The 23070-nt window shown below is 64.1% G+C and carries 22 protein-coding genes; 10 read left to right on the forward strand and 12 right to left on the reverse strand.

What is annotated here, in order from left to right; all coding sequences use genetic code 11:
* Positions 1 to 95: 95 nt before the first annotated feature.
* Positions 96 to 1283 (reverse strand): acyltransferase family protein, encoded by a 1188-nt coding sequence (locus ACNJYD_RS14160; RefSeq protein WP_172782959.1) that lies wholly within the window; start codon positions 1281 to 1283, stop codon positions 96 to 98.
* Between the two features lie 154 nt (positions 1284 to 1437).
* On the opposite strand from ACNJYD_RS14160, the gene ACNJYD_RS14165 reads away from it, so the two are divergent.
* Positions 1438 to 1611 carry a DUF1328 domain-containing protein gene (locus tag ACNJYD_RS14165; protein WP_172782960.1) on the forward strand — a complete coding sequence of 58 codons (174 nt, stop codon included), beginning with the start codon at positions 1438 to 1440 and terminating at the stop codon, positions 1609 to 1611.
* Positions 1612 to 1735: 124 nt separating this feature from the next.
* On the opposite strand, the gene ACNJYD_RS14170 is transcribed toward ACNJYD_RS14165, so the two are convergent.
* Positions 1736 to 2095: a DUF427 domain-containing protein gene (locus tag ACNJYD_RS14170; protein WP_260371385.1), complete on the reverse strand. Its 360-nt coding sequence runs from the start codon at positions 2093 to 2095 to the stop codon at positions 1736 to 1738.
* 196 nt (positions 2096 to 2291) lie between these two features.
* On the opposite strand from ACNJYD_RS14170, the gene ACNJYD_RS14175 reads away from it, so the two are divergent.
* Complete coding sequence (locus ACNJYD_RS14175) at positions 2292 to 2528, forward strand: BolA family protein (RefSeq protein ID WP_011088461.1); 237 nt, start codon at positions 2292 to 2294, stop codon at positions 2526 to 2528.
* A 41-nt stretch (positions 2529 to 2569) separates the two neighbouring features.
* Positions 2570 to 3763 (forward strand): low temperature requirement protein A, encoded by a 1194-nt coding sequence (locus tag ACNJYD_RS14180; RefSeq protein WP_439366700.1) that lies wholly within the window; start codon positions 2570 to 2572, stop codon positions 3761 to 3763.
* A gap of 196 nt (positions 3764 to 3959) precedes the next feature.
* Here the strand turns inward: ACNJYD_RS14180 and egtD are convergent, their stop codons facing one another.
* Positions 3960 to 4931, reverse strand: coding sequence for an L-histidine N(alpha)-methyltransferase (gene egtD, locus ACNJYD_RS14185; protein ID WP_439366701.1), 972 nt, complete (start codon positions 4929 to 4931; stop codon positions 3960 to 3962).
* Between the two features lie 49 nt (positions 4932 to 4980).
* Complete coding sequence (gene egtB / locus ACNJYD_RS14190) at positions 4981 to 6279, reverse strand: ergothioneine biosynthesis protein EgtB (protein WP_439366702.1); 1299 nt, start codon at positions 6277 to 6279, stop codon at positions 4981 to 4983.
* 239 nt (positions 6280 to 6518) lie between these two features.
* Between egtB and grxD the strand changes: the two genes are divergently transcribed.
* The 4 genes from grxD to ACNJYD_RS14210 are packed head-to-tail and all read left to right on the forward strand — an operon-like array spanning position 6519 to position 9993.
* Positions 6519 to 6845 carry a Grx4 family monothiol glutaredoxin gene (grxD, locus tag ACNJYD_RS14195; protein WP_018647423.1) on the forward strand — a complete coding sequence of 109 codons (327 nt, stop codon included), beginning with the start codon at positions 6519 to 6521 and terminating at the stop codon, positions 6843 to 6845.
* Positions 6846 to 6848: 3 nt separating this feature from the next.
* Complete coding sequence (locus ACNJYD_RS14200) at positions 6849 to 7403, forward strand: O-acetyl-ADP-ribose deacetylase (protein ID WP_439366703.1); 555 nt, start codon at positions 6849 to 6851, stop codon at positions 7401 to 7403.
* 42 nt (positions 7404 to 7445) lie between these two features.
* Positions 7446 to 8732 (forward strand): serine hydrolase domain-containing protein, encoded by a 1287-nt coding sequence (locus ACNJYD_RS14205; protein WP_439366704.1) that lies wholly within the window; start codon positions 7446 to 7448, stop codon positions 8730 to 8732.
* A gap of 1 nt (position 8733) precedes the next feature.
* Positions 8734 to 9993 (forward strand): serine hydrolase domain-containing protein, encoded by a 1260-nt coding sequence (locus ACNJYD_RS14210; protein WP_439366705.1) that lies wholly within the window; start codon positions 8734 to 8736, stop codon positions 9991 to 9993.
* 63 nt (positions 9994 to 10056) lie between these two features.
* On the opposite strand, the gene ACNJYD_RS14215 is transcribed toward ACNJYD_RS14210, so the two are convergent.
* From ACNJYD_RS14215 to murI, 5 genes are all read right to left on the reverse strand, one after another.
* Positions 10057 to 11124, reverse strand: coding sequence for a threonine aldolase family protein (locus ACNJYD_RS14215; RefSeq protein WP_439366706.1), 1068 nt, complete (start codon positions 11122 to 11124; stop codon positions 10057 to 10059).
* A gap of 87 nt (positions 11125 to 11211) precedes the next feature.
* Positions 11212 to 11829 (reverse strand): 30S ribosomal protein S4, encoded by a 618-nt coding sequence (rpsD, locus tag ACNJYD_RS14220; RefSeq protein ID WP_439366707.1) that lies wholly within the window; start codon positions 11827 to 11829, stop codon positions 11212 to 11214.
* A 221-nt stretch (positions 11830 to 12050) separates the two neighbouring features.
* Positions 12051 to 12818 carry an acyltransferase gene (locus ACNJYD_RS14225; RefSeq protein WP_260379870.1) on the reverse strand — a complete coding sequence of 256 codons (768 nt, stop codon included), beginning with the start codon at positions 12816 to 12818 and terminating at the stop codon, positions 12051 to 12053.
* A 216-nt stretch (positions 12819 to 13034) separates the two neighbouring features.
* Positions 13035 to 13808, reverse strand: coding sequence for an HpcH/HpaI aldolase family protein (locus tag ACNJYD_RS14230; RefSeq protein WP_439366708.1), 774 nt, complete (start codon positions 13806 to 13808; stop codon positions 13035 to 13037).
* A 61-nt stretch (positions 13809 to 13869) separates the two neighbouring features.
* On the reverse strand, positions 13870 to 14667 hold the full coding sequence (gene murI, locus ACNJYD_RS14235; protein WP_439366709.1) for a glutamate racemase: 798 nt from the start codon (positions 14665 to 14667) through the stop codon (positions 13870 to 13872).
* 221 nt (positions 14668 to 14888) lie between these two features.
* On the opposite strand from murI, the gene ACNJYD_RS14240 reads away from it, so the two are divergent.
* Positions 14889 to 15530 (forward strand): glutathione S-transferase family protein, encoded by a 642-nt coding sequence (locus tag ACNJYD_RS14240; protein WP_439366710.1) that lies wholly within the window; start codon positions 14889 to 14891, stop codon positions 15528 to 15530.
* A gap of 10 nt (positions 15531 to 15540) precedes the next feature.
* Here ACNJYD_RS14240 and ACNJYD_RS14245 read toward each other — a convergent pair whose 3' ends face one another.
* The gene (locus ACNJYD_RS14245; protein ID WP_172782974.1) at positions 15541 to 16347 is read right to left on the reverse strand and encodes a Crp/Fnr family transcriptional regulator; all 807 of its coding nucleotides are present in this window, start codon (positions 16345 to 16347) and stop codon (positions 15541 to 15543) included.
* 240 nt (positions 16348 to 16587) lie between these two features.
* Positions 16588 to 17667, reverse strand: a complete 1080-nt coding sequence (locus tag ACNJYD_RS14250) for a SecDF P1 head subdomain-containing protein (protein WP_439366711.1) — start codon at positions 17665 to 17667, stop codon at positions 16588 to 16590.
* Between the two features lie 229 nt (positions 17668 to 17896).
* Here ACNJYD_RS14250 and ACNJYD_RS14255 point away from each other — a divergent pair, with 229 nt between their 5' ends.
* Entirely contained in the window at positions 17897 to 19804 is a 1908-nt protein-coding gene (locus tag ACNJYD_RS14255) for an acyl-CoA synthetase (RefSeq protein WP_439366712.1), read from the forward strand.
* A gap of 172 nt (positions 19805 to 19976) precedes the next feature.
* A complete protein-coding gene (locus ACNJYD_RS14260) occupies positions 19977 to 21818 on the forward strand; it encodes a caspase family protein (protein WP_439366713.1) in 1842 nt (613 codons plus the stop codon).
* A 37-nt stretch (positions 21819 to 21855) separates the two neighbouring features.
* Here ACNJYD_RS14260 and ACNJYD_RS14265 read toward each other — a convergent pair whose 3' ends face one another.
* On the reverse strand, positions 21856 to 23028 hold the full coding sequence (locus ACNJYD_RS14265) for a M20 aminoacylase family protein (RefSeq protein ID WP_370140512.1): 1173 nt from the start codon (positions 23026 to 23028) through the stop codon (positions 21856 to 21858).
* Positions 23029 to 23070: the final 42 nt, after the last annotated feature.

Raw genomic sequence — 23070 nt, forward strand, 5'->3', positions numbered from 1 at the left:
GAGCTCAGCGAAGCAATCCAGAATCTCACTGCTGAGGCAGTCTGGATTGCTTCGTCGCAAGGGCTCCTCGCAATGACGGGCGGAGAGGCTATGCCTCACAACACCTTCGACGCGCCCGGGATCTGCCGCAACGCTCGCGTCAGCGCCCAGCTCGCCGCGACAGTCAGTACAAACCCGATCGTGGCCTTGACGATCGCCGGCAGGTCATAGTCGAACAGCCAGTATTGCAGCCACAGTGCGATCGGATAGTGCACCAGGAACATGCCGAACGCGTCGCCCTGCATTGGATCGAGCAGCCTGGCTGAGCCTGATTGCTTGAACCTCTGGAAAAAGGCCAGGATCAGAAACATGATGGCCACGCTGAAGACAGTGAAGCAGATGGCATAGAGCGCTTCATACCAGTCCGGCAACGGTGACGGGTTGCCCAGTATTTCGCGCTTGATGAAGATCAGCCCCCACAAGAGGCAGTACGGAACGATCGCCAGCACCATCCAGTCCCAGCTGACCTTCGCCATGCGGCCGTCGACAGCGAGCAGCCCGCGATCCATTTGCGCAACGCCGATGCCGGCACCGAAAAAGAAGTAGGTCGCATAGAGCATCACGCGCCCGTGCTGGACCGAGAACGGCCCGAACTCGAACCAACTGCTATGCCCGTAGCGAACCAGCCCGGGAATGTAGAACGCCGCGGTGACGGCCAGCATGACCGCGAAGAACACCGCGGGCCGGCGGCGACCATGTAGCGAGAGGCGATTGATCGGATCGAGCAGATTGGGCGACAGCCGGTGCAGCAGGCAGGCAACCAGGTCGAAGGCGAACAAGACCCAAAGGAACCAGATCGGCCCGCTCGGCCACGGGCCCTTCGTGACCATATTCCACCAGAATTCCGAAAAGCCGATCTCAGGATGCTGCCGCAGGGAGATCGCGTAATAGGCGACCGGAATGATCGTGAAGGCGCAGATCGCGAAAGGTAAGCCAAGCCGAAGCAGGCGATCTGCCAAATAGCCCCGCACTCCCTTCCGGGCGATGCCAGACCAGGCGAACAGCCCCGACAGGAAGAAGAACATCGCCATGAAGAAACTGTCGGTGGCGAGCACGATCATGTCGAAACCGAAGAAATATGTCGGATCGGTATGACCGAAATAGGTATAGGGGATCACCGCGTGATGCAGCAGCACGACCAGAGTGAGGAAGGTGCGGGCGCGATCGATCGCCAAATTGCGCACCTTGCTCTGCGGCGCGGCATGCACCTCTGCGCCGATCGTCGCTGAATGTGACATCGTCATCGTGGCCGCCCCGATCCTGATTCCGGCTGGACTGTGCCGCCGGGAACTCGATTCAGCAAGAGCCTGGACTCCCTTAGGAACCAGTTCCGCGCAGCGAAGTTAGCGTCCGCCGAAAACGGCGAAGGCCGTGAGAAGCGGCAGTTCGGAGCTGGCGATGACGATCCTCAAATGGGCGCTGATCTTCCTACTTGTCTCGATCGTGGCCGGCGTGCTCGGCTTTACCGGCATCTCGGCCGCCTCGGCCGACGTCGCCCGCTTCCTGTTCTACGTCTTCGTCGTGATCTTCCTGGTGCTGCTGATATTGGGACTCACGATCTTCAGGGCGTAGCTGATTCCATTCGTCATTCCGGGCGGTCCGAAGGACCGAACCCGGAATCTCGAGATTCCCTGGTGCGCAATTGCGCACCTGAGGTCTGGTCCCTCGGACCATCCCGGAATGACAACATCGAGAGCTACCCCACTTCCTCGATCTTCACCTTGTCCGGATAAAACGCCAGATGGCCTGAAATCTCCGTCATCGCGGGGAAGGGCGTCTCGTAGGTCCAGATTGCGTTGTCCAGCGTCTTGCCGTCGGCCTTGACGCTGTAATAGTTCGCGTCCCCCTTGTAGGGGCAATGGGTCACACGGTCGGTACGCTCCAACAGGGCCATGTTGGTGTCCTCCCGCGGCACATATTGCACCGCCGGATATCTGGCCTCCTTCAAGGTCAGCGCCTTGCTGGTCTCGGCGATCACGATGTCGCCCGCGGTGACGCGGACGCGCCTCGGGTTTGGGGTGATGGTGATCGGGTGGTCGGGGCCTGGAAGCTTCATGATTTCACGCCTTTTCGATCAATCTGCCGCGCGCGGCACTTTGTCGTGCCTTTGTCCTGATGGGATCAGGGATATAGTGCCGGAAAGCGTGACGTAGAAGGCCGTTCACGCTAAGTTTGGCCTTGCCGGCAAAGGGGACCCCGGCAGCGAATCGATGATGAGGCTGCTGTGCAGCCAAATAAGGAGCAAGACCCGAATGCCCATGGACGCCCACGATATCGAGGCGATGATCAAGGCAGCGATCCCCGATGCCGAGGTGACCATCCGTGACCTCGCCGGCGACGGCGACCACTATGCCGCGACCGTGATCTCGGAATCCTTCCGCGGCAAGTCGCGCGTCCAGCAGCACCAGATCGTCTACCAGTCCCTGCGTGGCCAGATGGGCGGCGTGCTGCACGCGCTGGCGCTGCAAACCGGCGTACCAGGTACCTGACGAAGCTGCACCTGACCTGACCAGCGCCACGGGGGACGATGATGGCTGCGGACAATCCGCACGGCGCGATGTTTCGCGTCATCACGCCGAACCAGCACAGCCGCGTCACCAATGCCGAGCTGTTCTTCGACCTCGTCTTCGTCTTCGCCGTCACGCAGATCTCGCACGCGCTGCTGCACCATTTCACGCCGCTCGGCGCGGTGCACGTCGCGGTGCTGTTTCTCGCGGTGTGGTGGGTCTGGGTCTTCACCGCCTGGGTCACCAACTGGCTCAATCCCGAGCTGACGCCGGTCCGGCTGCTGCTGTTTGCGATGATGCTGGGCGGCCTCGTGCTGTCGACCACGATCCCGACCGCCTTCGAGGGGCGTGGGCTTTGGTTTGCGATCGCCTACGCGGCCATGCAGGTCGGACGTACCGCGTTCTGGCTGTTCGCAACGCCGGCGCACAGGACCTTGGTACGGCACAACGCGATCCGCATCCTGGTCTGGCTCTCCGTCTCCGCGATCTTCTGGATCCTCGGCGGCCTCGCCCATGACGAGGCGCGGCTGTGGTTCTGGATCGCCGCCCTGACGATCGAATACATCTCGCCCGCGGCCCGCTTCTGGGTCCCCAGGCTCGGCTTCTCGTCGGTCGAGGCCTGGGCCGTCGAGGGCGGCCACATGGCCGAGCGCTGCTCTCTGTTCGTCATCATTGCGCTCGGCGAGGCGGTCGTCGTCAACGGCGCGACCTTCGCCGAGCTGGAATGGACCGCGGCCAACATCCTGGCCTTCGTCTCGGCACTGGTCGGTGCCATCGCGATGTGGTGGGTCTATTTCCACAAGGGCGCCGAAGCCGGGTCCGAGTGGATCTCGAAGTCCACCGAATCCGGCCGTCTGGCGCGGCTCGCCTACACCTATCTGCACCTGCCGATCGTTGCCGGCATCATCCTGACGGCGGTGTCGGACGAGCTGGTGCTGAAGCATCCGACCGGCCATTCCGACATTCGGACGGTTTTGAGCACGATCGGCGGCCCGCTGGTGTTCCTGGTCGGCACCATCCTGTTCAAGCACTCGGTCCGCGGCTTCCTCCAGCTTTCGCACGGCATCGGCATCATCCTGCTGCTGGTGCTGTGGTGGTTCGCGTCGGAACTGTCGCCGCTATGGCTCTCGATCGCGACGAGCGCGATCATGATCGTGGTGGCGGTGTGGGAGTCGGTGTCGCTGGGGGCGAAGGTGGAGGAGGCCGAGGAGCGTTGAACGCGGACCTGCGCAAGCGCCTCGTCCTTCGAGACGACCGCTCCGCGGTCTCCTCAGGATGAGGCTCATCAGCATCGGTGCACGTTGAAACTGTCGCCGCACACTCGGTCCTCATCCTGAGGGCCCGCCTTAAGGCGGGCGTCTCGAAGGATGTGCTGCGGAGGGAAGAAGATCTCAAACAGCGGCGTCGGAGCTCTTACCCCGCGACCTCCAGCGCGTGCACAGAGAACATCTTCGCCGCATCCGTCCAGCTCTCGCGGACGCGCCAGCCCGCGCCCTGGGCCAGCGCGGCAAAGCGCTCGATGCTGTATTTGTAGCTGTTCTCGGTGTGGATGCTCTCGCCCGGGCGGAACGAGAAGCTGGTGCCGAGCAGGCGCACGGTCTGGCTCTTCTTGCTGATCAGGTGCATCTCGATGCGGTGCCGCTCGCGATTGTAGATCGCGCGATGGGTGAAGGCGGACAGGTCGAAATTGCCGCCGAGCTCGCGGTTGATGCGCACCAGCACATTGAGATTAAAGCGCGCGGTGACGCCGGACGCATCGTTATAGGCGTCGAAGAGGATCCGCTCGTCCTTCTCGAGATCGGCGCCGATGATCATCTGCGCGCCTTTGCCGAGGATCTTGCGCGCGCTTCTCAGGAAGGCCTGCGCTTCCTGCGGCTCGAAATTGCCGATGGTCGAGCCGGGGAAGAAGCCGACCTTCGGTAGGGAGGCGACGGCCGTCGGCAGCTCGAACGGCGTGGTGAAGTCGGCTGCGACCGGATAGATGCCGAGCGCCGGGAAATCCCGCTTCAGGCCGCTCGCCTGTGCCTTCAGGAAGTCGCCGGAGATGTCGACGGGGACATAGGCCGCGAATCTGCAATGATTGAGCAGCAGGCGCACCTTCGTGGTCGCGCCGGCGCCGAACTCGACCAACGCGGCGTGCTCCGGGATGATTGTTGCGATCTCGCTGCCGCGCTCCTTCAGGATCGATAACTCGGTGCGCGTCGGATAATATTCCGGCAGCTTGGTGATCGCCTCGAACAGCTCCGATCCGGTCGCGTCATAGAAGTATTTCGGCGACAGCCTTTTCGGCTGCTGCGAGAGGTCCTCGATGGCCTCACGGGCGAAAGCGGTGGTCTGCTCGTCGGGAAGATGGGCTTCGGCCAAAGCGCTGGCGTGCACATTCATGATACTCTCCTGAACGCGCTGTCCGGCGCGCATCTGTCGTCGGAATTTTTCAGTCGTAATCGGCAAGCCGCAGTCCGGTGAACTGCCAGCGGTGGTGCGGATAGAAGAAGTTACGATAGGTGATACGGCTGTGGTCCGCCGGAGTTGCAAGCGAGGAGCCGCGCAGCACCAACTGGTTGACCATGAACTTGCCGTTGTACTCGCCGAGCGCGCCCTCGACGGCGCGATAGCCGGGGTAGGGCGCGTACGAGCTGCGGGTCCATTGCCAGACAAGGCCGAAGGCGTCGTTGAGCTGGCCGGCGCGGGCCGCGACTTCCCATTCCATCTCGGTCGGCAGGTGCTTGCCGGACCAGCGCGCGAACGCATCCGCCTCGTAATAGCTGACGTGGCAGACCGGCGCGTCCGGATCGACCGGCTTGAGGCCGGCCAGCGTCATCACCTGCCATGCGCCGTCGACCTCGCGCCAGTAGCCGGGGGCCTGCCAATCTTCCTTGCCGGCCGCGGCAAAGCCGTCCATCAGCCACAGGGTTGCGGTCCGGTAGCCGCCATCCTGCATGAAGGCGAGCCACTCGGCATTGGTGACCAGATTGCGGGCGATCCTGACCGGACCGACCAGGGCGCGGTGCGCCGGCTTCTCGTTGTCGAAATGAAAGCCGTCGTCGACATGGCCGACGGTGTGGATGCCTTCGTTCAGCGTCAGCCAGTCATCGCCGCCGCGCGTGGTGGCCGGGAAGCGCCAGTCCGGATCATAGGCCGGGTAGATCGGGTTTTGCGCAAAGGCATGCAGGATGTCGGTGAACATCAATTCCTGATGCTGCTGCTCGTGGTTGAGCCCGACCTCCACCAGCGGCGCGATTGTGCGCAGCTTGTCCGCTCCGGCCTCGCGGAAGAATTTGCTGACGGCCGCATCGACGTATTTGCGATAGGCGCCGACCTCGTCGGCGCTGGGGCGCGTGATGTCGCCGCGATGATTGCGGGCATGCCGCGGCCCGGCGCTGACGTAATAGGAATTGAACAGGAACGCGAAATCGGGATGGAAGGGCCGGTAGCCGGCAGCATGCTCGCCGAGCAGGAATTGCTCCCAGAACCAGGTGGTATGGGCCCGGTGCCATTTGGTCGGGCTGGCATCGGGCATGGACTGGATCTGCTGGTCCTCGGGCGACAGCGGCGCTGCCCGCCGTTGGGTCTCATTGCGAACGCCGAGGAACGCCGCTTCCAGGCGCTGGGCGAGGTCGTCCTGGTGGGAGGACGGTGACGAAAGCTGGGGCGCAACCGTGGCTGAGGCTTGTTTCGTCACGTTTTTCTCCAGACAGGACAAGAGAACGTTGTTGGCGTTGCCCGGTTCCAAAACCGAGGTTCGTCCTAGATAGGGGCTCCGTTACGGTATGAAAGTCCTCTGCGGCGATGATATTAATGTCATCAGCCTATGGACCCGGCGGGCTCAACCCGGCCGCCCAAGTACCCGTCGCCGCCATTTTACTTTGGATGCACAACGGTTTGGGCTACATATATAGGCAGGTATCGGGTTAAATCGGCGGAGCCGGCCCGAAGCAATTGGTGAGGGCTCTGCCCCAGAAGGACACGGATATGAGCATCGCGGAATTCATCGACAATGAAGTGAAATCCAACGACGTGGTTCTGTTCATGAAGGGGACGCCGCAATTTCCGCAGTGCGGTTTCTCCGGCCAGGTCGTCCAGATCCTCGACCATATCGGTGTCGGCTATAAGGGCCTCAACGTTCTCGAATCCGCCGAGCTCCGCAACGGCATCAAGGAATATTCGAACTGGCCGACCATTCCGCAGCTCTACGTGAAGGGCGAGTTCATCGGCGGCTGCGACATCGTCCGCGAGATGTTCCAGGCCGGTGAATTGCAGCAGCTCTTCTCCGAGAAGGGCGTCGTCGTCGCGGCCTGACACATGACCGTGCTGACGCGCCGGATTGGCGGCGCGGAGCTCGAAGTCATCGTCGCCGATATCACCACATTGAGTGTTGACGCCATCGTCAACGCCGCGAACACGTCGCTCCTTGGTGGGGGCGGCGTGGACGGCGCGATCCACCGGGCAGCCGGGCCCGAGCTCGTCGCCGAATGCCGCATGCTCAACGGTTGCAAGACGGGCGACGCGAAGATCACCAGGGGCTATCGGCTCAAGGCCGCGCATGTGATCCACACCGTCGGTCCGGTGTGGAATGGCGGCACGCTTGGCGAGGACGATCTGCTCGAAGCCTGCTATCGGCGGTCCATGGCGCTTTGCGCGAAGCACGAGCTGATCTCGGTGGCATTTCCCGCGATTTCGACCGGCATTTATCGCTTTCCTGCCGAACGGGCGGCCGATATCGCCGTGCGCACGACGATCGAAGGGCTGGCTTTGGCGCCGACCGTCGCTCGCGTCGTGTTCTGCTGCTTCTCCGAGCCGAGCGCCAAGCTCCATGCCGAGACGCTTGCGCAACACGGCGGCCCTTGTGCCGATTGAGCTGGTCAGTACACTCCGAGCGCCATGTTCCGGGGAGGGGATATGATTTCACGATCTGGGTTGCGTGTGCTCGCCTGCGGCGCGCTGCTGTCGCTTGCCGCGATGTCGCTGGCGCGCGCGGAGGGCACTTACGAGATTCCAGCCGGCGCCCATTTCAATCAGGAGAAGCTCGGCAGGATCACCGAGTTCTTCAAGAACGAGGTCGCGACCGGCAAGATCGCCGGTGCAAACGTGCTGATCCAGCAGCATGGCAAGCCGGTCTATCACGAAGTCTTCGGCGTGCAGGACGTGGTCAGCAAGGCTCCGATCACGGACAAGACCATCTTCCGCCTGTTCTCGATGACCAAGGCAATCACCGCGGTGGTCGCGATGCAATTGGTCGAGGACGGCAAGATCAAGCTGGACGATCCCGTCTCGAAATACATTCCCTCCTTCGCCAATGTGAAGGTCGGCGTCGAGAAGAAGGCCGAGGACGGCACCAAGTCGCTCGAGCTGGTGCCGCCGAAGCGGGCGATGACCGTGCACGATCTGATGACGCACACCTCCGGCATCACCTACGGCTTCTACGGCGACAGCCTGGTCCGCAAGGCCTATCGCGAGGCCAACATCTATGCCGGCGATTTCGATCTGGCCGAGTTCGCCGAACGCATCGCCAAGCTGCCGTTGCACAACCAGCCGGGCGCGCTCTGGCAATACGGCCACTCCACCGACGTGCTGGCGCGGGTGATGGAGGTCGCTGCCGGCAAGCCGCTGATCGACATCATGCGCGAGAAGCTGCTCGATCCTCTCGGCATGGTCGATACCGGCTTTTTGGTCACGGACCCCGAGAAGCAGAAGATTCTGGCCCAGCCAGTGCCGAACGATTCCGATTTCCGCGTCGGCCGCATCAATGATCCGACGGTCGTCAAGAAAATCCAGTTTGCCAGCGGCGGCATGGTCACGACCATGGCGGATTACAAGCGCTTTTCGCAGATGCTGCTCAACGGCGGCAGTCTCGATGGCAAGACCATTCTCAAGCCTGAGACGTTCAAGCTGATGGTGACCGATCAGGTCGGCCCGGGCTCCGGCGTCGAGCGCGACTATTTCTACTTTCCCGGCGACGGTTTCGGCTTCGGCCTCGGGCTTGCGGTCCGTACCGATCCCGGCAACGCCAAGCCGCCGCCGCCCGGCAACCTCGGCGAACTGAAGTGGGACGGGGCCTCCGGCTGCTATTTCGTGATCGACCCCAAGCAGGACATGTTCTTCGTGCTGCTGGAGCAGACCCCGAGCGAGCGCCAGCGCGTGCAGCGAACATTGAAGCAGCTGGTCTATGAAGCCATGGAGAACTGACATGAACGGGCGCCGCGCGCTGTTCGCGGCGCTCGTCTTTTTGTTCGGCGCCGTAGGTGCGCGGGCGGGCTCAGAGGGCCGCGCACACAGCTTCACGCCCGAAGGCCTGGCAAAAGTCTCCGACTACATCAGGAACGAGATCGCGACCGGCAAGATTCCGGGAGCGATTCTGCTGCTCCAGCAACACGGCAAGCCGGTCTATTACGAGAATTTCGGCGTCCGCGACGTCGCGACCGAACTTTCGATGAGCGCGGATACGATCTTCCGCCTCTATTCGATGTCCAAGCCGATCACTTCAGTCCTGGCGATGATGCTGGTCGAGGAGGGTAAGCTTGCGATCAGCGATCCCGTCTCGAAATACATTCCGGCCTTTGCCGGCATGAAGGTCGGCGTCGAGAAGAAGGCCGAGGACGACAAGGTCTCGCTGGAACTCGAGCCGCTCAAGCGGGCGGTGACGGTCGAGGATTTGATGCGGCATACCGCCGGGATCCCTTACGGCTATTATGGCGGGGACCTGGTGAACAAGCTCTATGCCGACGCCGGACTGTTCGACCGGAATTCGACCAATGCCGAATTCGTCGCGAAGATCACTGCACTGCCGCTTGCCGAACAGCCCGGCACGATCTGGGACTACGGCCACTCCACCGACGTGCTCGGGCGCATCATCGAGGTGATCTCGGGGGAATCGCTGTTCGAGTTCGCGAAGAAGCGGCTGCTCGACCCACTCGGGATGAAGGACACGGCGTTTTACGTCGCCGATCCCGCCAAATGGCCGCGTATCGCCGAGCCGATGCCGCAGGATCGGGCGATCAGCCCGATCACGCAGGTTCGCGATATCAGGAAGCCGCTGCGATGGGAGTCGGGCGGCGGCGGTCTCGTCGGCACGGTCGGCGACTATGCGCGCTTCTCACAAATGCTGCTCAACGGCGGCACGCTTGAAGGTCGACGCTACCTGAAGCCGGAAACCATCGCCTTGATGACGTCGGATCACATCGGTCCCCAAACCCGCATCGAACGCGACAAGAACTACTATCCGGGTGAGACCAGCGGCTACGGCCTCGGCTTCGCCGTGCGTATCGCGGTGCCGCCGGGCACGAAGTGGCCGCTGGGCGAATATCGCTGGGACGGCGTCGGCGGCACCTTCTTCTTCATCGATCCTGAGGACGACCTGTTCGGAATCTTCCTGGTGCAGACCCCCTCGCAGCGCGGCCGGATCCAGCTCGCGCTGAAGACGCTGATCTATCAGGCGATGGGGCGGTAGACTCTCGTTTTGACGCGTTTTCTTTACGCGAACCGGTATCCACTTCGCTCGAAAACGCTCCGATTACGCCCCGCGCACGATCTCGCGCACGTAGCCGATCGTCTCCTCGATCTGGCTCGCATTGACGTCCAGATGCGTGCAGGCCCGGATGCGGCCATCCATCATCGCGAGCGTCACGCCGCGCTGGCGCAGCGCTGCGACCATCTTGTCGCCGGGAATGCCGGCGCCGTCGGGCTTGAAGAACACGAGATTGGTTTCGGGCTCCTGCACCTCCATGCCTGAGATCTGCGCCAATCCGCCCGCGAGCGCGCGCGCATTGGCGTGGTCGTCGGCCAGGCGCTCGACGTGGTGGTCGAGGGCGTAGATGCAGGCCGCGGCGCAGATGCCGGCCTGCCGCATCGAGCCGCCGAGGCGCTGCTTCCACTGCCAGACCGCGTCGATGAAGGCGCGCGAGCCTGCGAGCACGCCGCCGATTGGCGCGCCCAGGCCCTTGGAGAAGTCGATCCAGGCCGAGTCCCAGCCCGCGGTCATGTCGCGCGGCGAGATGCCGCTCGCAACGGTGGCGTTGAGCAGGCGTGCGCCGTCCATATGGGTGACGAGGCCGTGCTGCCTGGCGACCCCGACGATCTCGTCGAGCACCGCCTTCTTCCAGATCGTGCCGCCACCGATATTGGCGGTCTGCTCGACGCTGACGACGGTCTGCGGCGGCTGGTAGCGCGTGCGCGGATGCAGCGCCTTGCGAAGAGTCTCCGGCGTGAACTGGCCATCGGGGCCCTTGAGCTGGGTGACCTGGAAGCCGCCGATCGCCGCATGCGCGCCGCCTTCGCGGGCGATGATATGCGCGGTCTCATGGGCGAGGATCTCGTCGCCGGGACGGCAATGCACCAGCGTCGCGGTGACGTTGCACATCGTGCCCGAGGGCATGTAGACCGCCGCCTCCTTGCCGAGCAGATCGGCCACGCGTTCGCACAGCGCGTTCACGGTCGGATCATCGCCGACCTGCTCGTCACCGACCTCCGCGCGCGCCATCGCCTCGCGCATCCCTGCCGTCGGCTTGGTCTGCGTGTCCGAGAGCAGATTGATGCGTACCGGCGGCGCCTTGGGATCGATGGGGGGAGGGGTGTAGAGCATGCGACGGCTCCTAAGCAGTGCGGCCACTGAAGTGTGGCTCTTAAGCAAAAAGGCCCCGGCGAACCGGGGCCTTTCGATATTCAGATCTTAGCGCGAATAGAATTCGACGACCAGATGCGGCTCCATCTGCACCGGGAACGGCACGTCGGAGAGGCCGGGGATGCGGGCGTATTTCGCGGTCATCTTGCCGTGGTCGACTTCGAGATAGTCCGGGACCTCGCGCTCGGGCAGCTGGCTGGCTTCGAGCACGTGGGCGAGCTGCTTGGAGCTTTCCTTGACCTCGATCACGTCGCCGACCTTGAGCTGATAGCTCGAGATGTTGACCTTGCGGCCGTTCACCTTGACGTGGCCGTGGTTGATGAACTGGCGTGCGGCGAAGATCGTGGAGACGAACTTGGCGCGGTATACGACCGCGTCGAGACGGCGCTCCAGCAGGCCGATCAGGTTCTCGCCGGTGTCACCCTTGAGGCGGCTGGCCTCGACATAGATGCCGTGGAACTGGCGCTCGCTGATGTTGGCGTAATAGCCCTTCAGCTTCTGCTTGGCGCGCAGCTGCACGCCGAAGTCGGAGAGCTTGCCCTTGCGGCGCTGGCCATGCTGGCCGGGGCCGTATTCACGGCGGTTCACGGGGCTCTTCGGGCGGCCCCAGATGTTCTGGCCCATACGGCGATCGATCTTGTACTTCGCCTCACTGCGCTTAGTCATCGCGTCCTCTTCAGGTCATGGTTTGAGGAAACGCGCCCTCCTGTGTGACGGGATGGTCCCGGCACCGACAGGTCCGATCCCCAAAGCTTAAGGGAGAGGACCACGGGTCGCGAAACGCTTCGCGGGCCGAAACGGCCCGCGAGCAGGCGGCTTTTAGGGGAGTTTGGGGTTGGCTGTCAATTCTTTAGCCGGTCAGTCCTGGGCGTGCGACAACGGTATTCTTATGTCCTGACCGCCCGGACCGGCTTTGACCCCGCCGCCCGCAATTCGGCAGCAATTTCAGTGTTCAGGGCCTGTTCCAGCCGGGTCAGGACCCGCGCGATCGGGGCGGCATCGGTGACGCGGTGGTCCCAGCGGATCACGACGTGGATGGTCTGGTCCGGCTGGACCAGCCCATAGCTCACGACAAAGGGGCCCGGCGTGATCGGGTGCAGCTCGCCGCCGCCATAGGCCGCCACCGAGCTCACCCCGAAGCTGCCGAACCAGTTGCCGCGCTGACGGCCCAAATTCAGACCGACGGCCCAGGACAGGCGCCGCAATGGCAGCGGCAGGCGCGTCGCCCGCATGATCTTGCGGAACATCGGGACGTCCTCGATCGGGGCCGTCTTGCCGCGGCGGATTTCCGCATCGATGGCTGCCAGCGAAAGAGCCTCAGGAGCGGCGATTCGCTGCGGCAGCACACATTCCTCGCCATCATCGACACGCGCGATCGCGACCGTCGCCACGCTCTTCGGCAGCTCATAGAGGGCCGGCCAGGGCCATTTTGTGTAAACCGTGCGCAGGATCGGCTCGTCCTTTGCAACCAGGGCGAAAGCCTTGACGAACATCGCGGCCCAACCGGCGGGCGCGGTTGCGCCCGCGCGGGCCTCCAGCAGGGGGCGGATATTGAGCGAACGGGCCAGTGAAACGAAAGGTACGCCCATCGAGGCGTGCATGAGGTCGCAGATCAGACGGCGCCGCAGCGAAATGGTTTTGGGCGTCCCGCGCATAGGCCTCCGGTTCCAAATCAAAGATCAAAATATGTGCAGCGAGCGGAGCCCGCCCGCTCGCTCTAGCATGAACCAATCCGCTTGGGGCCGGTCGGTTCGCCGCACTAGGCATCGCCAAAGACGAACCTCACTTAGACCAAAATCATCTATTTTCAATTGTTTATATCTTGAGCGCGCGGTCCTGGCGACGCCGCGGTAATGAGTCAATCGGCTAGTTCAGCGCCTGACCCCCTCGTATGCCGCCATGATGCCGCGCTGGAACAGCGACCAGTCGAAGCCCAGCGCGATCGCGCGGTAGCCGCGGTCGATCAGCGCATTGGCCTGGTCGGCGCTGCGCGCCACCCCGCCGATCGGCACGCCGCTCCTGAGGATGCCGGCCTCGGCGCGCGCGATCAGGTCCAGCAATTGCCGATCGTCCATCTGGCCGCGCTTGTTGATGGAGGTGGCGAGATCGCCGGGACCGATCACCGCGACGTCGATACCAGGCGTTGCCATGATCTCGTCGATGCGATCGACCGCATCGACGTGCTCGATCGTGATCATGCAGATCATCTCCTCGTCGGCAGAGGCCATGTAATCAGGCATCGACTGGCCCCAGCGGAACGGCGCGTGGAAGGGGCCCCAGAGCCGGTCGCCGCGCGGCGGGTAGCGCACGCTGCGCACTGCCTTCTCGGCATCCGCCCGGCTCGTGATCATCGGGAAGTTGATGCCGAAGGCACCGATGTCCATCGGCGCTTTCGCCAGCCACGGCTCGTTCGCGGCGATCCGCACCAGGGGCGTGCACGGTGTGCCCGTGGTCGCGGCGATCATCGCATGTGCTTCGGTCAATCCAATCGGGCCGTGCTCGAGATCGACGATGATCCAGTCCAGCGAGCGCGCCATGATCTGCACCATCTGCACGCTCGGGATGGTCGCGATCGCGCCGAAGGCGGGGCGGCCCTCGCGCCACAATTGACGGAGGCGGTTCAGCGGCTTTGCGGGGACCGACATGGAAAAACCTGCGGGACGATGGCGACGACAAAGCCTAGCAGCGCGCCGCTAGGGCGCAAGCTCAGGCCAGCGCGCGTCCGCCGAAGAACGCCGTCAGCGTGGCGCTGAGACCATGCACGCGGTTCGATGTAAAAATCATCTCGGCGCCGGACTGCACGATGCCGCCGATCCGCTGGCCGAGCAGGTCGGAGACGCGGCGGGCGATCGCGGGCGCCGGATCGATCCAGTCGACCGGCCAGGGCGCGAGCATCTTCATCCGGTCGAGCAGCAGCGGGTAATGCGTGCAGGCGAGCACCACGGTGTCGGTGCGCGATGTTGCATCCGAGGGGTCGCCGACGAAGCAGGGAGCGAGCTCGGCGAGAATGGCTTCGTCGCTGATCGGAGCCCCGCTGAGCTCGGCTTCGGCCAGCGAAGCGAGCGCGGGCGAGCCGACCAGCGTCACCTCGCATCCTTGCGCGAAATCGCGGATCAACGCCTTGGTGTACTCGCGCTTCACCGTGCCCTTGGTGCCGAGCACCGAGACGCGGCGGGTCTTGGACTGCGCGCAGGCCGGCTTGATCGCGGGCACGGTGCCGACGAAGGGCACGGAATAGGCGGCGCGCAGGTGAGACAGGACCAGGGTGGACGCCGTGTTGCAGGCAATGACGACAAGGTCCGGATCATGCCGGCCGATCAGCTCCCCCATCAGCGGCACGACGCGGGCGATGATCTCGTCCTCGCTGTGGTGGCCATAGGGGAAGAAGGCGTCGTCGGCGACATAGACGTAATGCGCGTCCGGGCGGGCGGCTACGACCTCACGCAGCACAGTGAGCCCGCCAAGGCCGGAATCGAACACCAGGATCGTCGGAGAATTGGTCACGTCGCCACCCTAGCCCGGCATGGTTACCATTCGGTTTTTGGGGCGATTTTGCGGCGTGGGGCCGGGACCGCAGGTCGGGACGCCGAATTTCCGGCTTATGCGATATTCGCCATCGGGTCGGCCGAAGCGGCAAGGGGGCGTCCGCCCGCAGGTTGACAGCTCACACTAGCCGCGGAACAAGACGGCGTTTCGCCGGTCGGCGATCTCGCAGAGAAAGCAACATGCTCACGGTCCACCATCTCGGTAAATCGCAATCCGAACGCATTGTCTGGCTCTGCGAGGAGCTCGAAATTCCTTATGAGATGAAGCGTTACACGCGCGATGCCGCGACCATGCTGGCGCCGGCCGAGTACAAGGCGCTGCATCCGGCCGGCACGGCGCCGGTCATCACCGACGGCGAGCTGGTGCTTGCGGAATCCGGCGCCGTCGTCGACTACATCGTTGCTAAATACGGCAACGGCCGGCTCGTGCTCGGTCCCAATGATCCCGCCTTCGCCCAATTTCTGTATTGGCTTCATTTCGCCAACGGCACCTTGCAGCCCGGCATGGGGCGGATGATGATCCTGAGCCGGCTCGATCTCGCCAGGGACAACCCGACCCTGCTCGCCATGAAGGGGCGCCTCGACCGCGCCTACGATCTTCTCGACGCACGGCTTCGCGAGTCCGAATATCTGGCGGGCAGCGCCTTCACCACGGCCGACATCATGACGGTGTTCTCGCTCACCACGATGCGTTATTTCCAGCCCTATGATCTCGCGCGCTGTCAGAATGTGGTCAAATATCTCGGCCGTATCGGCGCCCGCCCGGCATACCGTCGCGCGATGGAGAAGGGCGATCCCGGCATGGCGCTGCTCTTGAGTTGAGCGGCAGCGCTTACGCGATCCTGTTCGTGGTGGTCCCGCGCTCGGATGCCAGCTGCTTCTGCAGGCGGTCGATGTTCTGCAACAGGCGCTGGCTGGTCAGCACCAGGAAGTAATAGCCGAACTGCGGATCCTGGAAGTAGATCTCCAGCAGCCGGTCATAGGTGATCGTCAGCACCTGGCCGTCCTCGATGCATTCAACCGTTCCCGTGCGCCGGTTGTCCGGTGTGAGGAAGCCGAGCTCGCCCATCAGCGCTCCGGGCAGGATCTCGACGTTGATCTCCTTGACCAGGAACTTGCCGGTGACGGTGAGGAACATCTCCTGCGCGGGATCTCGCAGCTTGAAGAGGATGTCGCCGCGGCGATATCTGCGTTCGGTCATGAACGGCTTGAGCCATTCGATCGACATGTCGCCTTCGGCCGCATGCCGCGCCTTCTTGACCAGCTTGAGCATCTGCCGCAGGCGCAGGGCGTTGATCGGCAGCAGCAGCAGATAGAGCAGGAACGTGGCGACGTTGGCGGTGAGTGCGCCGAAAGCGGCGAAGAACGCGCAGCCGATCATGTTGGCGACGCGCAGGGGCACCATCGTCCGCATCAGGAGGGTGGCGACGAAGAAGCCGGCGCCGACCGCTGCGAACAAATTGGCGAACGTGATGTTGTGGACAAAGATCTCCAGCAGCCGATTGAAGATCGCGTCGTAGGTGACGTTGTCGGGATCGAGGCCCATCTGGACCAGGATTTTCGCGATCCTGAGGTTGTCCGTGGCCGCCTCGAGGATGCGGTCGAGGATCGACGAAATGTCTGCGCTGCCGGACGGCATGGTACTAACCCCACGTAAGGCATTCAGTCCTGGTCGGCACCCGTATAGCCGAAATCGAATGACGGCCGCTTGAATGACGCTTCCGGCCATCGTGCCGCAAGAGGCAAATTTTAGCCTGATCGGGCGTTTCGGCAATTGCCCGTTGGTTGCGCGTCTGGCCGCGGAGGCCGTGATTCGGGCCAGCCGCGGAGGATCCGGCGTCGCGGACGGGCTTGGGCGACAGCGAAGGGCGACCTTCGCTTACGGCTTGGCGGCGGGTTGCACGACCTGCTGCTCGACGAGACCAAGGCGCCCCGGCAGCGAGCCGGCGCGCAGCAGCATGGCGACGCTGTTGGCCTCCTCCAGGGTGAAATTGCCGGAAATCTGGCCGGAGCCGCCGGTGATGGGCTCGCGGATCACGGGAGCGGAGATCACCTTGTCGTCGAGCACGATGGCAAAGGGCTTTCCGACGTTCTCTGCCGTGATATGGGCAAAGCGCCGCGTGCCGCGGCCGTTGAAGCGAAACGAGGCGATCGGCTCCTTGCTCTCGCCGGTCAGTCCCGGGCCGGCATAGCTGATATCGCCGCCCTCGAGCGCGCTGTCCTTGGCGACGAGATAAGGACGCTGGTCCTTGAAGCCGAGCAGGACTTCCGTGCCCGCCGGCGGCGTGCCCGATTGCGCCTGCTCTGCGGACATCGAGAGGTCAATCAGGCGGAAGCCGACCTTGACCTTCCTGGCGAAGATCGCGGCGATTTGCTCGGGCTCCATCATCCCCGGCAGGAAGATACGGATGCGGTCCGTCCCCTCAGGTTGGACGCTGGCGAACTTGACGTCGGCGTCCTTGAGGCGCTGCTCGATCATGGCGATGGAATCTTCGACGAGATCGCGCAGCCGCGCAGCGGATGCGGCATCGGTCGGCGCGAGCCTGAGCGGCCCGTCGCCGGCGTCGGTGACGGTGAGCGCGTGCGTGGGCAATCCCTCCGCCGCCGCGACGAGCTTGCGCGTGAGCTGTTCGCGGCCTTTGGCGTCCGCGATCCTCACGTCGACGCCGCCGTCGCGGATCGCAAGTCCGGAGAACGCGATGCGGCCCTCGCGCAGGATCTTGTAGACGTCGTCGCGCAAATCCGTGACGACCGCCTCGCGCAAGGCGTCGGCGTCCACCCTGTAGACGATGCGCGATCCGCCCAGCTTCTCCATCTTGTCGGCGATGAAGGCCGCGACCTTGACGCGCACCTTGTCGAGCTGGCTGTCGGCAAGCGCGACGCCGGGCAGGGCGATCGCCGATACCGTCGCAAACGCAGCGATCAGCCGTGTGATCCGGTTCCGCAGGGGCATCGTCATGGTGACCTCGTGTCTTGCGGCAGGGCGCTGGCGGGCGAATTCAGTGCCAGTTCTTGGTCCCCGGATCAGGCGCAGAGGTTCAAGCGCCACTGCGGCTGGGCAATGGACGAAATGGAAATCATCCATCATTCTGGTCCGGGTCGGCCGGGCATTAGGCCGAGCCCTTCGCCGAACCAAAACGTCAAAAGATACGTGGCGGGGACAAGCATCTGAGGGAGGACGGAATTTCATGGCGGGCATCCACGCGCTCGATCGGTTGATCGGCAACGACTATCCGGCTCTGCTCACGGACGAGGAGGTCCGGGCGTTCGAGCAGGTTCCCTACGCCGACCGCGTCGCGGCCGAGAGCACCTATGACGCCATCAGGCTTGGTGCGGAGCGCAATCCCGACGGGGCGGCGATCCAGTTCCTGCAAAATGCCGATCCCGCCGACACGCCTTTGGTCGTCACGCACCGCGATTTCATCGCGCGCGTCACCCAGGCCGCCAACATGTTTCACGCGCTCGGCGCCGGGAAGGGCGACGTCATCAGCTTCATGCTGCCGTTGGTGCCGGATGCGTTCGTCACTCTGTTTGGCGCCGAGGCCGCCGGCATCGCCAATCCCGTCAATCCGCTGCTCGAGCCGCACCAGATCGCCGAAATCCTGGAAGCTGCGAACACCAAGATCCTGGTGGCGCTCGGGCCGATGCCGGGCACCGACATCTGGCAGAAGGTCGAGCAGATCCGCCCGCAGCTGAAGCATCTGAAGGCCATCGTGCAGGTGTTCGGCGGCGGCGATCCGGCCAATGGCATCTTCGCCTTCAGCGACCTGATCAAGCAGCAGCCGTCGGACCGGCTCGTCAGCGGACGCAAGATTCGCGGCAGCGACATCGCCGCCTATTTCCACACCGGCGGCACCACCGGCACGCCGAAGCTGGTGCGGCATACCCATGCCAACCAAGTCTATCAGGCCTGGGCGCTCAATCTGCTGTTGCAGGGGAAGCCCGGCGCCAACCTGCTGTTCGGCATGCCGCTGTTTCACGTCGGCGGATCGCTGACACAGGTGCTGACGATGCTGTCGGGCGGGGGCTCGCTGGTCGTGCTGTCGCCGAGCGGCTGGCGCAACCCGAATGCGGTGAAGAACATCTGGCAGCTCGTCGCGCGCTTCAAGCCCGAAGCGCTGTCGAGCGTGCCGACGGTGCTCGCCGCAACGCTGGCGGTGCCGCCGGGGAATGCGGACATCTCGAGCCTGAAATACGCGGCAGGGGGCGGCTCGGCTATTCCGGTCGCCGTCGGCTCGGCGATTCAGGAGAAGCTGAAGCTGCCGGTTGTCGAAGTCTATGGCATGACCGAGACCTCGAGCGTGCACACGCTCGCTTATCCGGGCCGGCCGATCCGGCTCGGATCGGTCGGCCTTCCCATGCCTTACGCGCGGGTGCGCATCGTGCAGCTCGACGCCGATGGCCGCCTGGTCCGCGACTGCAAGCCGGACGAGATCGGGGTCGTCATCATGGCCGGCCCCGGCGTGTTCGGCGGCTATCTCAACGACGAGCACAATAACGGTGCCTTTATCGATGGGGTCTGGGTCAATTCCGGCGATCTCGGCCGGCTTGATGCCGACGGCTATCTCTGGATCACCGGCCGCGCCAAGGATCTCGTGATCCGCGGTGGCCACAACATCGACCCGGCGCCGATCGAGGAGATCATGTTCCGTCATCCCGCCGTCGGCTTCGCCGCCGTGGTCGGCCAGCCCGATGCTTACGCAGGCGAACTGCCGGTGGGCTACGTGCAGCTGAAGCCCGGCGCAAAGGTCGAGCCGGGCGAGCTGGAAGCCTGGGTGCGCGAGCGCACGCCGGAGCGCGCCGCAGTTCCGGTGCAGGTCATCCCGATCGACCCGATGCCGGTGACGGGCGTCGGCAAGGTGTTCAAGCCGCAACTGCGCTGGGACGCCGCCGCGCGCGTGTTCACCAGGGTGCTGGCGCCGCTGGTCGAGCGCGGCATCGATTGCAAGGTCAAGGTCGGTCCGCACGGCAGCCACGGCTCGATCGCGACCGTGACGCTGACGGGCCTGCCGGCGAGCCAGCGCGAAGCGGTGGAGAGCGAGGTGCACGCACTGCTCGCCCCATTCGTGATGCGCCACGAGGTGGTGCAGGGGTAGGTATGATGGCACGTCGGATCGACCAAGCTCGCGCCGCGCCTGTGGGGCGAGGCCCGACTGCATTAGCCATAAGCCGCAATCGAAGAGTTTATGTGATCGACCTCACATAGGAAAATTTGGCTTTCATCGATGCTCCGGATAGTCTCAGGAAATTGCATCCGGGGGGACGCAAGTGATTCCGTTTCGGCTGTTTGGTTTATTGATTTTTGCGACCTTGCTGGCCTGCGGATCGGCACATGCCGATCGGCGGGTCGCGCTCGTCATCGGCAATTCCGCCTACAAGAGCGCGCCCAAGCTCACCAATCCCGTGAACGATGCCACCCTGGTCGGCGGCATGTTCAAGAAGGCGGGCTTCGATTCCGTCGACGTCCGGTTAGATCTGAGTGCGAGCGAGATGCGGCGCATGTTGCGCGAGTTCGCCGGCAGGTCGCGCGACGCGGAAATGGCGGTGATCTATTATGCCGGCCACGGCATCGAGCTCGACGGCAACAATTATCTCATTCCGACCGACGCCACGCTGGAGACGGATGGCGACGTTCTCGACGAGACCATCCCTGTCGAGCGCGCATTGTTCGCAGTCGAGCCCGCCAAGCAGCTGCGTTTGATCATCCTTGATGCCTGCCGCGATAACCCGTTTGCGAAGACGATGAAGCGGACGCTGGCCTCGCGGGCGATCGGACGGGGCCTTGCCAAGGTGGAGCCAACCAGCCCGAATACGATGATTGCCTTTGCCGCGAAGGCCGGTTCGACCGCATCCGACGGCGATTCTCGTAACAGCCCGTTCGCCACCGCGCTGGTCGAGCACCTGCCGAAGCCGGGCCTCGATCTGCGCAAGGCGTTCGGCTTCGTACGCGACGACGTGCTCAAGACGACCGGCTACAAGCAGGAGCCTTATGTCTACGGCTCGCTCGGCGGCGACGACGTGCCGCTCGTGGTGAAGCCGGCGGCAACCGGTCCGCAGGCAAACCCGCAGGACGCCGTTCGCAGGGACTACGAGCTCGCGCTTCAGCTTGCGACGCGCGATGCCTGGGAAGCCTTTTTGGCGGCGTATCCGGACGGCTTCTATGCCAACCTCGCCAAGGGACAGTTGAACAAGATCGGCGCCGAAGAGACGCGCGTTGCTGCCGAGCAAAAGGCCAAGGCGGCCGAGCACGAAAAGGCAAGGCTTATTGCCGAGCGCGCCCAGAAGGCCGAGCAGGAGAAGGCGGCTGCTGCGGCCAAGGCCGCCGAAGAGGCGCGAATCGCTGCGGAGAAGCAAAAGCAGATCGAACAGGCCAAGGCGGAAGCGGCCGAGAAGCAGCGCAAGACCGCCGAGGCGGCGGCGGCGCAAGCGCTCGCAGAGAAACAGGCGGCGGAGAAGACCAAGGCCGAGCTGGCGGCCAAGCAGGCCGCCGAGAAAGCGGAGCAGGGCGCCAAGCCGGCCGCCGATCGGCAGATGCCCGAAGTCGAGAACCAGAAAGTGGCTGCGCTCTCGCCGGGGCCGAAGTCGACCTTATCGGCGGCCGAACTCGCGAAATCCGTGCAGAGCGAACTGCGCCGCGTCGGCTGCCTGACCTCAGCGGCGGAGGGCGAGTGGAGCTCGGCCGCGCAGCGTTCGCTGACGCTCTTCAACAAATACGCCGGCACCCAGTTCGACGTGAAGCTCGCCAGCGTTGATGCACTCGACGCGCTGAAGGCAAAGCCGGGACGGGTCTGTCCGCTGGTGTGCAATTTCGGCTTCAAGGCCGACGGCGATCAATGCGTGAAGATCACCTGCCGCGCCGGCTATCGCGTCGGCGACGACAACGAGTGCGAGAAGGTGCAAGAGAAGAAGCCGGTCGCGACTCGCGAGGAACCGAAGAAGCGCGATCAGGACAGGAAAGAGGCGGAATCTGCGGCACCAAAGTCGCAAGCGTCCGGTCAGATGATCTGCAATCAAGCCGGCTGCAGACCGGTCGCAAAGGGCTGCCGTCTTGGTACGGTGGCTAGTCCAGGCAGCGGAATCATGAAGATGACTGGCGAGATCTGCAACTGACCAGACCGCGCCTCGTCTCCCATTAACAAGACTGGTCCTACCCCGCCGGCATCCGCGTTTCGACCAGGCGCGCCCAGAACGAGGCGCCGTGGCCGAGGATGTTGTCGTTGAATACGTAGGCCGGGTGGTGGCACTCGTTGCCGTCGCCCATGCCGACCAGCACCATCGCGCCGGGGCGTGCTTCCAACATGAAGGAGAAGTCCTCGGCGCCCATCATCGGGACGAACTTGTCGTTGACGCGATCGGCGCCGACGATGTCGCGCGCTACGTCGGCGGCAAGGCCGGCCTCGCGGGCATGGTTCATCGTCACCGGATACATCCGCGTGTATTTCGTTTCGGCCGAGCCGCCATAGGCGCGGGCGATGCTGTCGGCGACTTCGCCGATGCGGCGTTCGACGAGATCGCGCACCTCAGGGTCGAGCGTGCGCACGGTGCCGGCAAGCTCGGCGACCTCCGGGATGATGTTGAAGGCGGTGCCGGAGTGGAATTGCGTGATCGAGATGACGGCGGACTTGAGCGGATCGACGTTGCGCGCCACGATCGATTGCAGCGCGTTCACGATCTGCGAGCCGATCAGCACGCTGTCGACCGACTTATGCGGGCCGGCGCCGGCGTGGCCACCCTTGCCGCGAACGATGATCTGGATGTTGTCGGAGGAGGCGAGCATCGGGCCGGGCGTGGTGGCGAAATGGCCCTCGGGCAGGTTCGGCATGTTGTGCATGCCGTAGACCTCCTGGATGTTCCAGCGCGTCATCAGCCCGTCCTCGACCATGGCCTTGCCGCCGCCGCCGCCTTCCTCGGCGGGTTGGAAGATCATCACGGCCGTGCCATCGAAATTGCGAGTCTCGGCGAGATATTTGGCCGCGCCCAGCAGCATCGCGGTGTGGCCGTCATGGCCGCAGGCGTGCATCTTGCCGGGGACCTTTGAGGCATAAGGCACGCCCGACGTCTCCATGATCGGCAGTGCGTCCATGTCGGCGCGCAGGCCGATGGTCTTGCCGGATGCCGACTTGCGGCCACGGATCACGCCGACCACGCCGGTGCGGCCGATGCCCGTCACCACCTCGTCGCAGCCGAATTCGCGCAAGCGATCGGCGACGATGCCGGCGGTGCGGTGGACTTCGTAGAGCAGCTCGGGGTTCTCGTGGAAGTCGTGGCGCCAGGCGGCCATTTCGTCGGAGAGGGCGGCGACGCGGTTGACGATGGGCATGAGGGAATCCGTTTTTTGTCGTCGTTTGTAGGGTGGGTTAGC

This window comes from Bradyrhizobium sp. SPXBL-02 (assembly GCF_051853065.1).
GTDB lineage: Bacteria > Pseudomonadota > Alphaproteobacteria > Rhizobiales > Xanthobacteraceae > Bradyrhizobium.

Coding starts and splice junctions, on each gene's coding strand:
- ACNJYD_RS14160 (WP_172782959.1), bottom strand. CDS start 1,283: ATGACGATGTCACATTCAGCGACGATCGGCGCAGAGGTGCATGCCGCG.
- ACNJYD_RS14165 (WP_172782960.1), top strand. CDS start 1,438: ATGACGATCCTCAAATGGGCGCTGATCTTCCTACTTGTCTCGATCGTG.
- ACNJYD_RS14170 (WP_260371385.1), bottom strand. CDS start 2,095: ATGAAGCTTCCAGGCCCCGACCACCCGATCACCATCACCCCAAACCCG.
- ACNJYD_RS14175 (WP_011088461.1), top strand. CDS start 2,292: ATGCCCATGGACGCCCACGATATCGAGGCGATGATCAAGGCAGCGATC.
- ACNJYD_RS14180 (WP_439366700.1), top strand. CDS start 2,570: ATGGCTGCGGACAATCCGCACGGCGCGATGTTTCGCGTCATCACGCCG.
- egtD (WP_439366701.1), bottom strand. CDS start 4,931: ATGAATGTGCACGCCAGCGCTTTGGCCGAAGCCCATCTTCCCGACGAG.
- grxD (WP_018647423.1), top strand. CDS start 6,519: ATGAGCATCGCGGAATTCATCGACAATGAAGTGAAATCCAACGACGTG.
- ACNJYD_RS14200 (WP_439366703.1), top strand. CDS start 6,849: ATGACCGTGCTGACGCGCCGGATTGGCGGCGCGGAGCTCGAAGTCATC.
- ACNJYD_RS14205 (WP_439366704.1), top strand. CDS start 7,446: ATGATTTCACGATCTGGGTTGCGTGTGCTCGCCTGCGGCGCGCTGCTG.
- ACNJYD_RS14210 (WP_439366705.1), top strand. CDS start 8,734: ATGAACGGGCGCCGCGCGCTGTTCGCGGCGCTCGTCTTTTTGTTCGGC.
- ACNJYD_RS14215 (WP_439366706.1), bottom strand. CDS start 11,124: ATGCTCTACACCCCTCCCCCCATCGATCCCAAGGCGCCGCCGGTACGC.
- rpsD (WP_439366707.1), bottom strand. CDS start 11,829: ATGACTAAGCGCAGTGAGGCGAAGTACAAGATCGATCGCCGTATGGGC.
- ACNJYD_RS14225 (WP_260379870.1), bottom strand. CDS start 12,818: ATGCGCGGGACGCCCAAAACCATTTCGCTGCGGCGCCGTCTGATCTGC.
- ACNJYD_RS14230 (WP_439366708.1), bottom strand. CDS start 13,808: ATGTCGGTCCCCGCAAAGCCGCTGAACCGCCTCCGTCAATTGTGGCGC.
- ACNJYD_RS14240 (WP_439366710.1), top strand. CDS start 14,889: ATGCTCACGGTCCACCATCTCGGTAAATCGCAATCCGAACGCATTGTC.
- ACNJYD_RS14245 (WP_172782974.1), bottom strand. CDS start 16,347: ATGCCGTCCGGCAGCGCAGACATTTCGTCGATCCTCGACCGCATCCTC.
- ACNJYD_RS14250 (WP_439366711.1), bottom strand. CDS start 17,667: ATGACGATGCCCCTGCGGAACCGGATCACACGGCTGATCGCTGCGTTT.
- ACNJYD_RS14255 (WP_439366712.1), top strand. CDS start 17,897: ATGGCGGGCATCCACGCGCTCGATCGGTTGATCGGCAACGACTATCCG.
- ACNJYD_RS14265 (WP_370140512.1), bottom strand. CDS start 23,028: ATGCCCATCGTCAACCGCGTCGCCGCCCTCTCCGACGAAATGGCCGCC.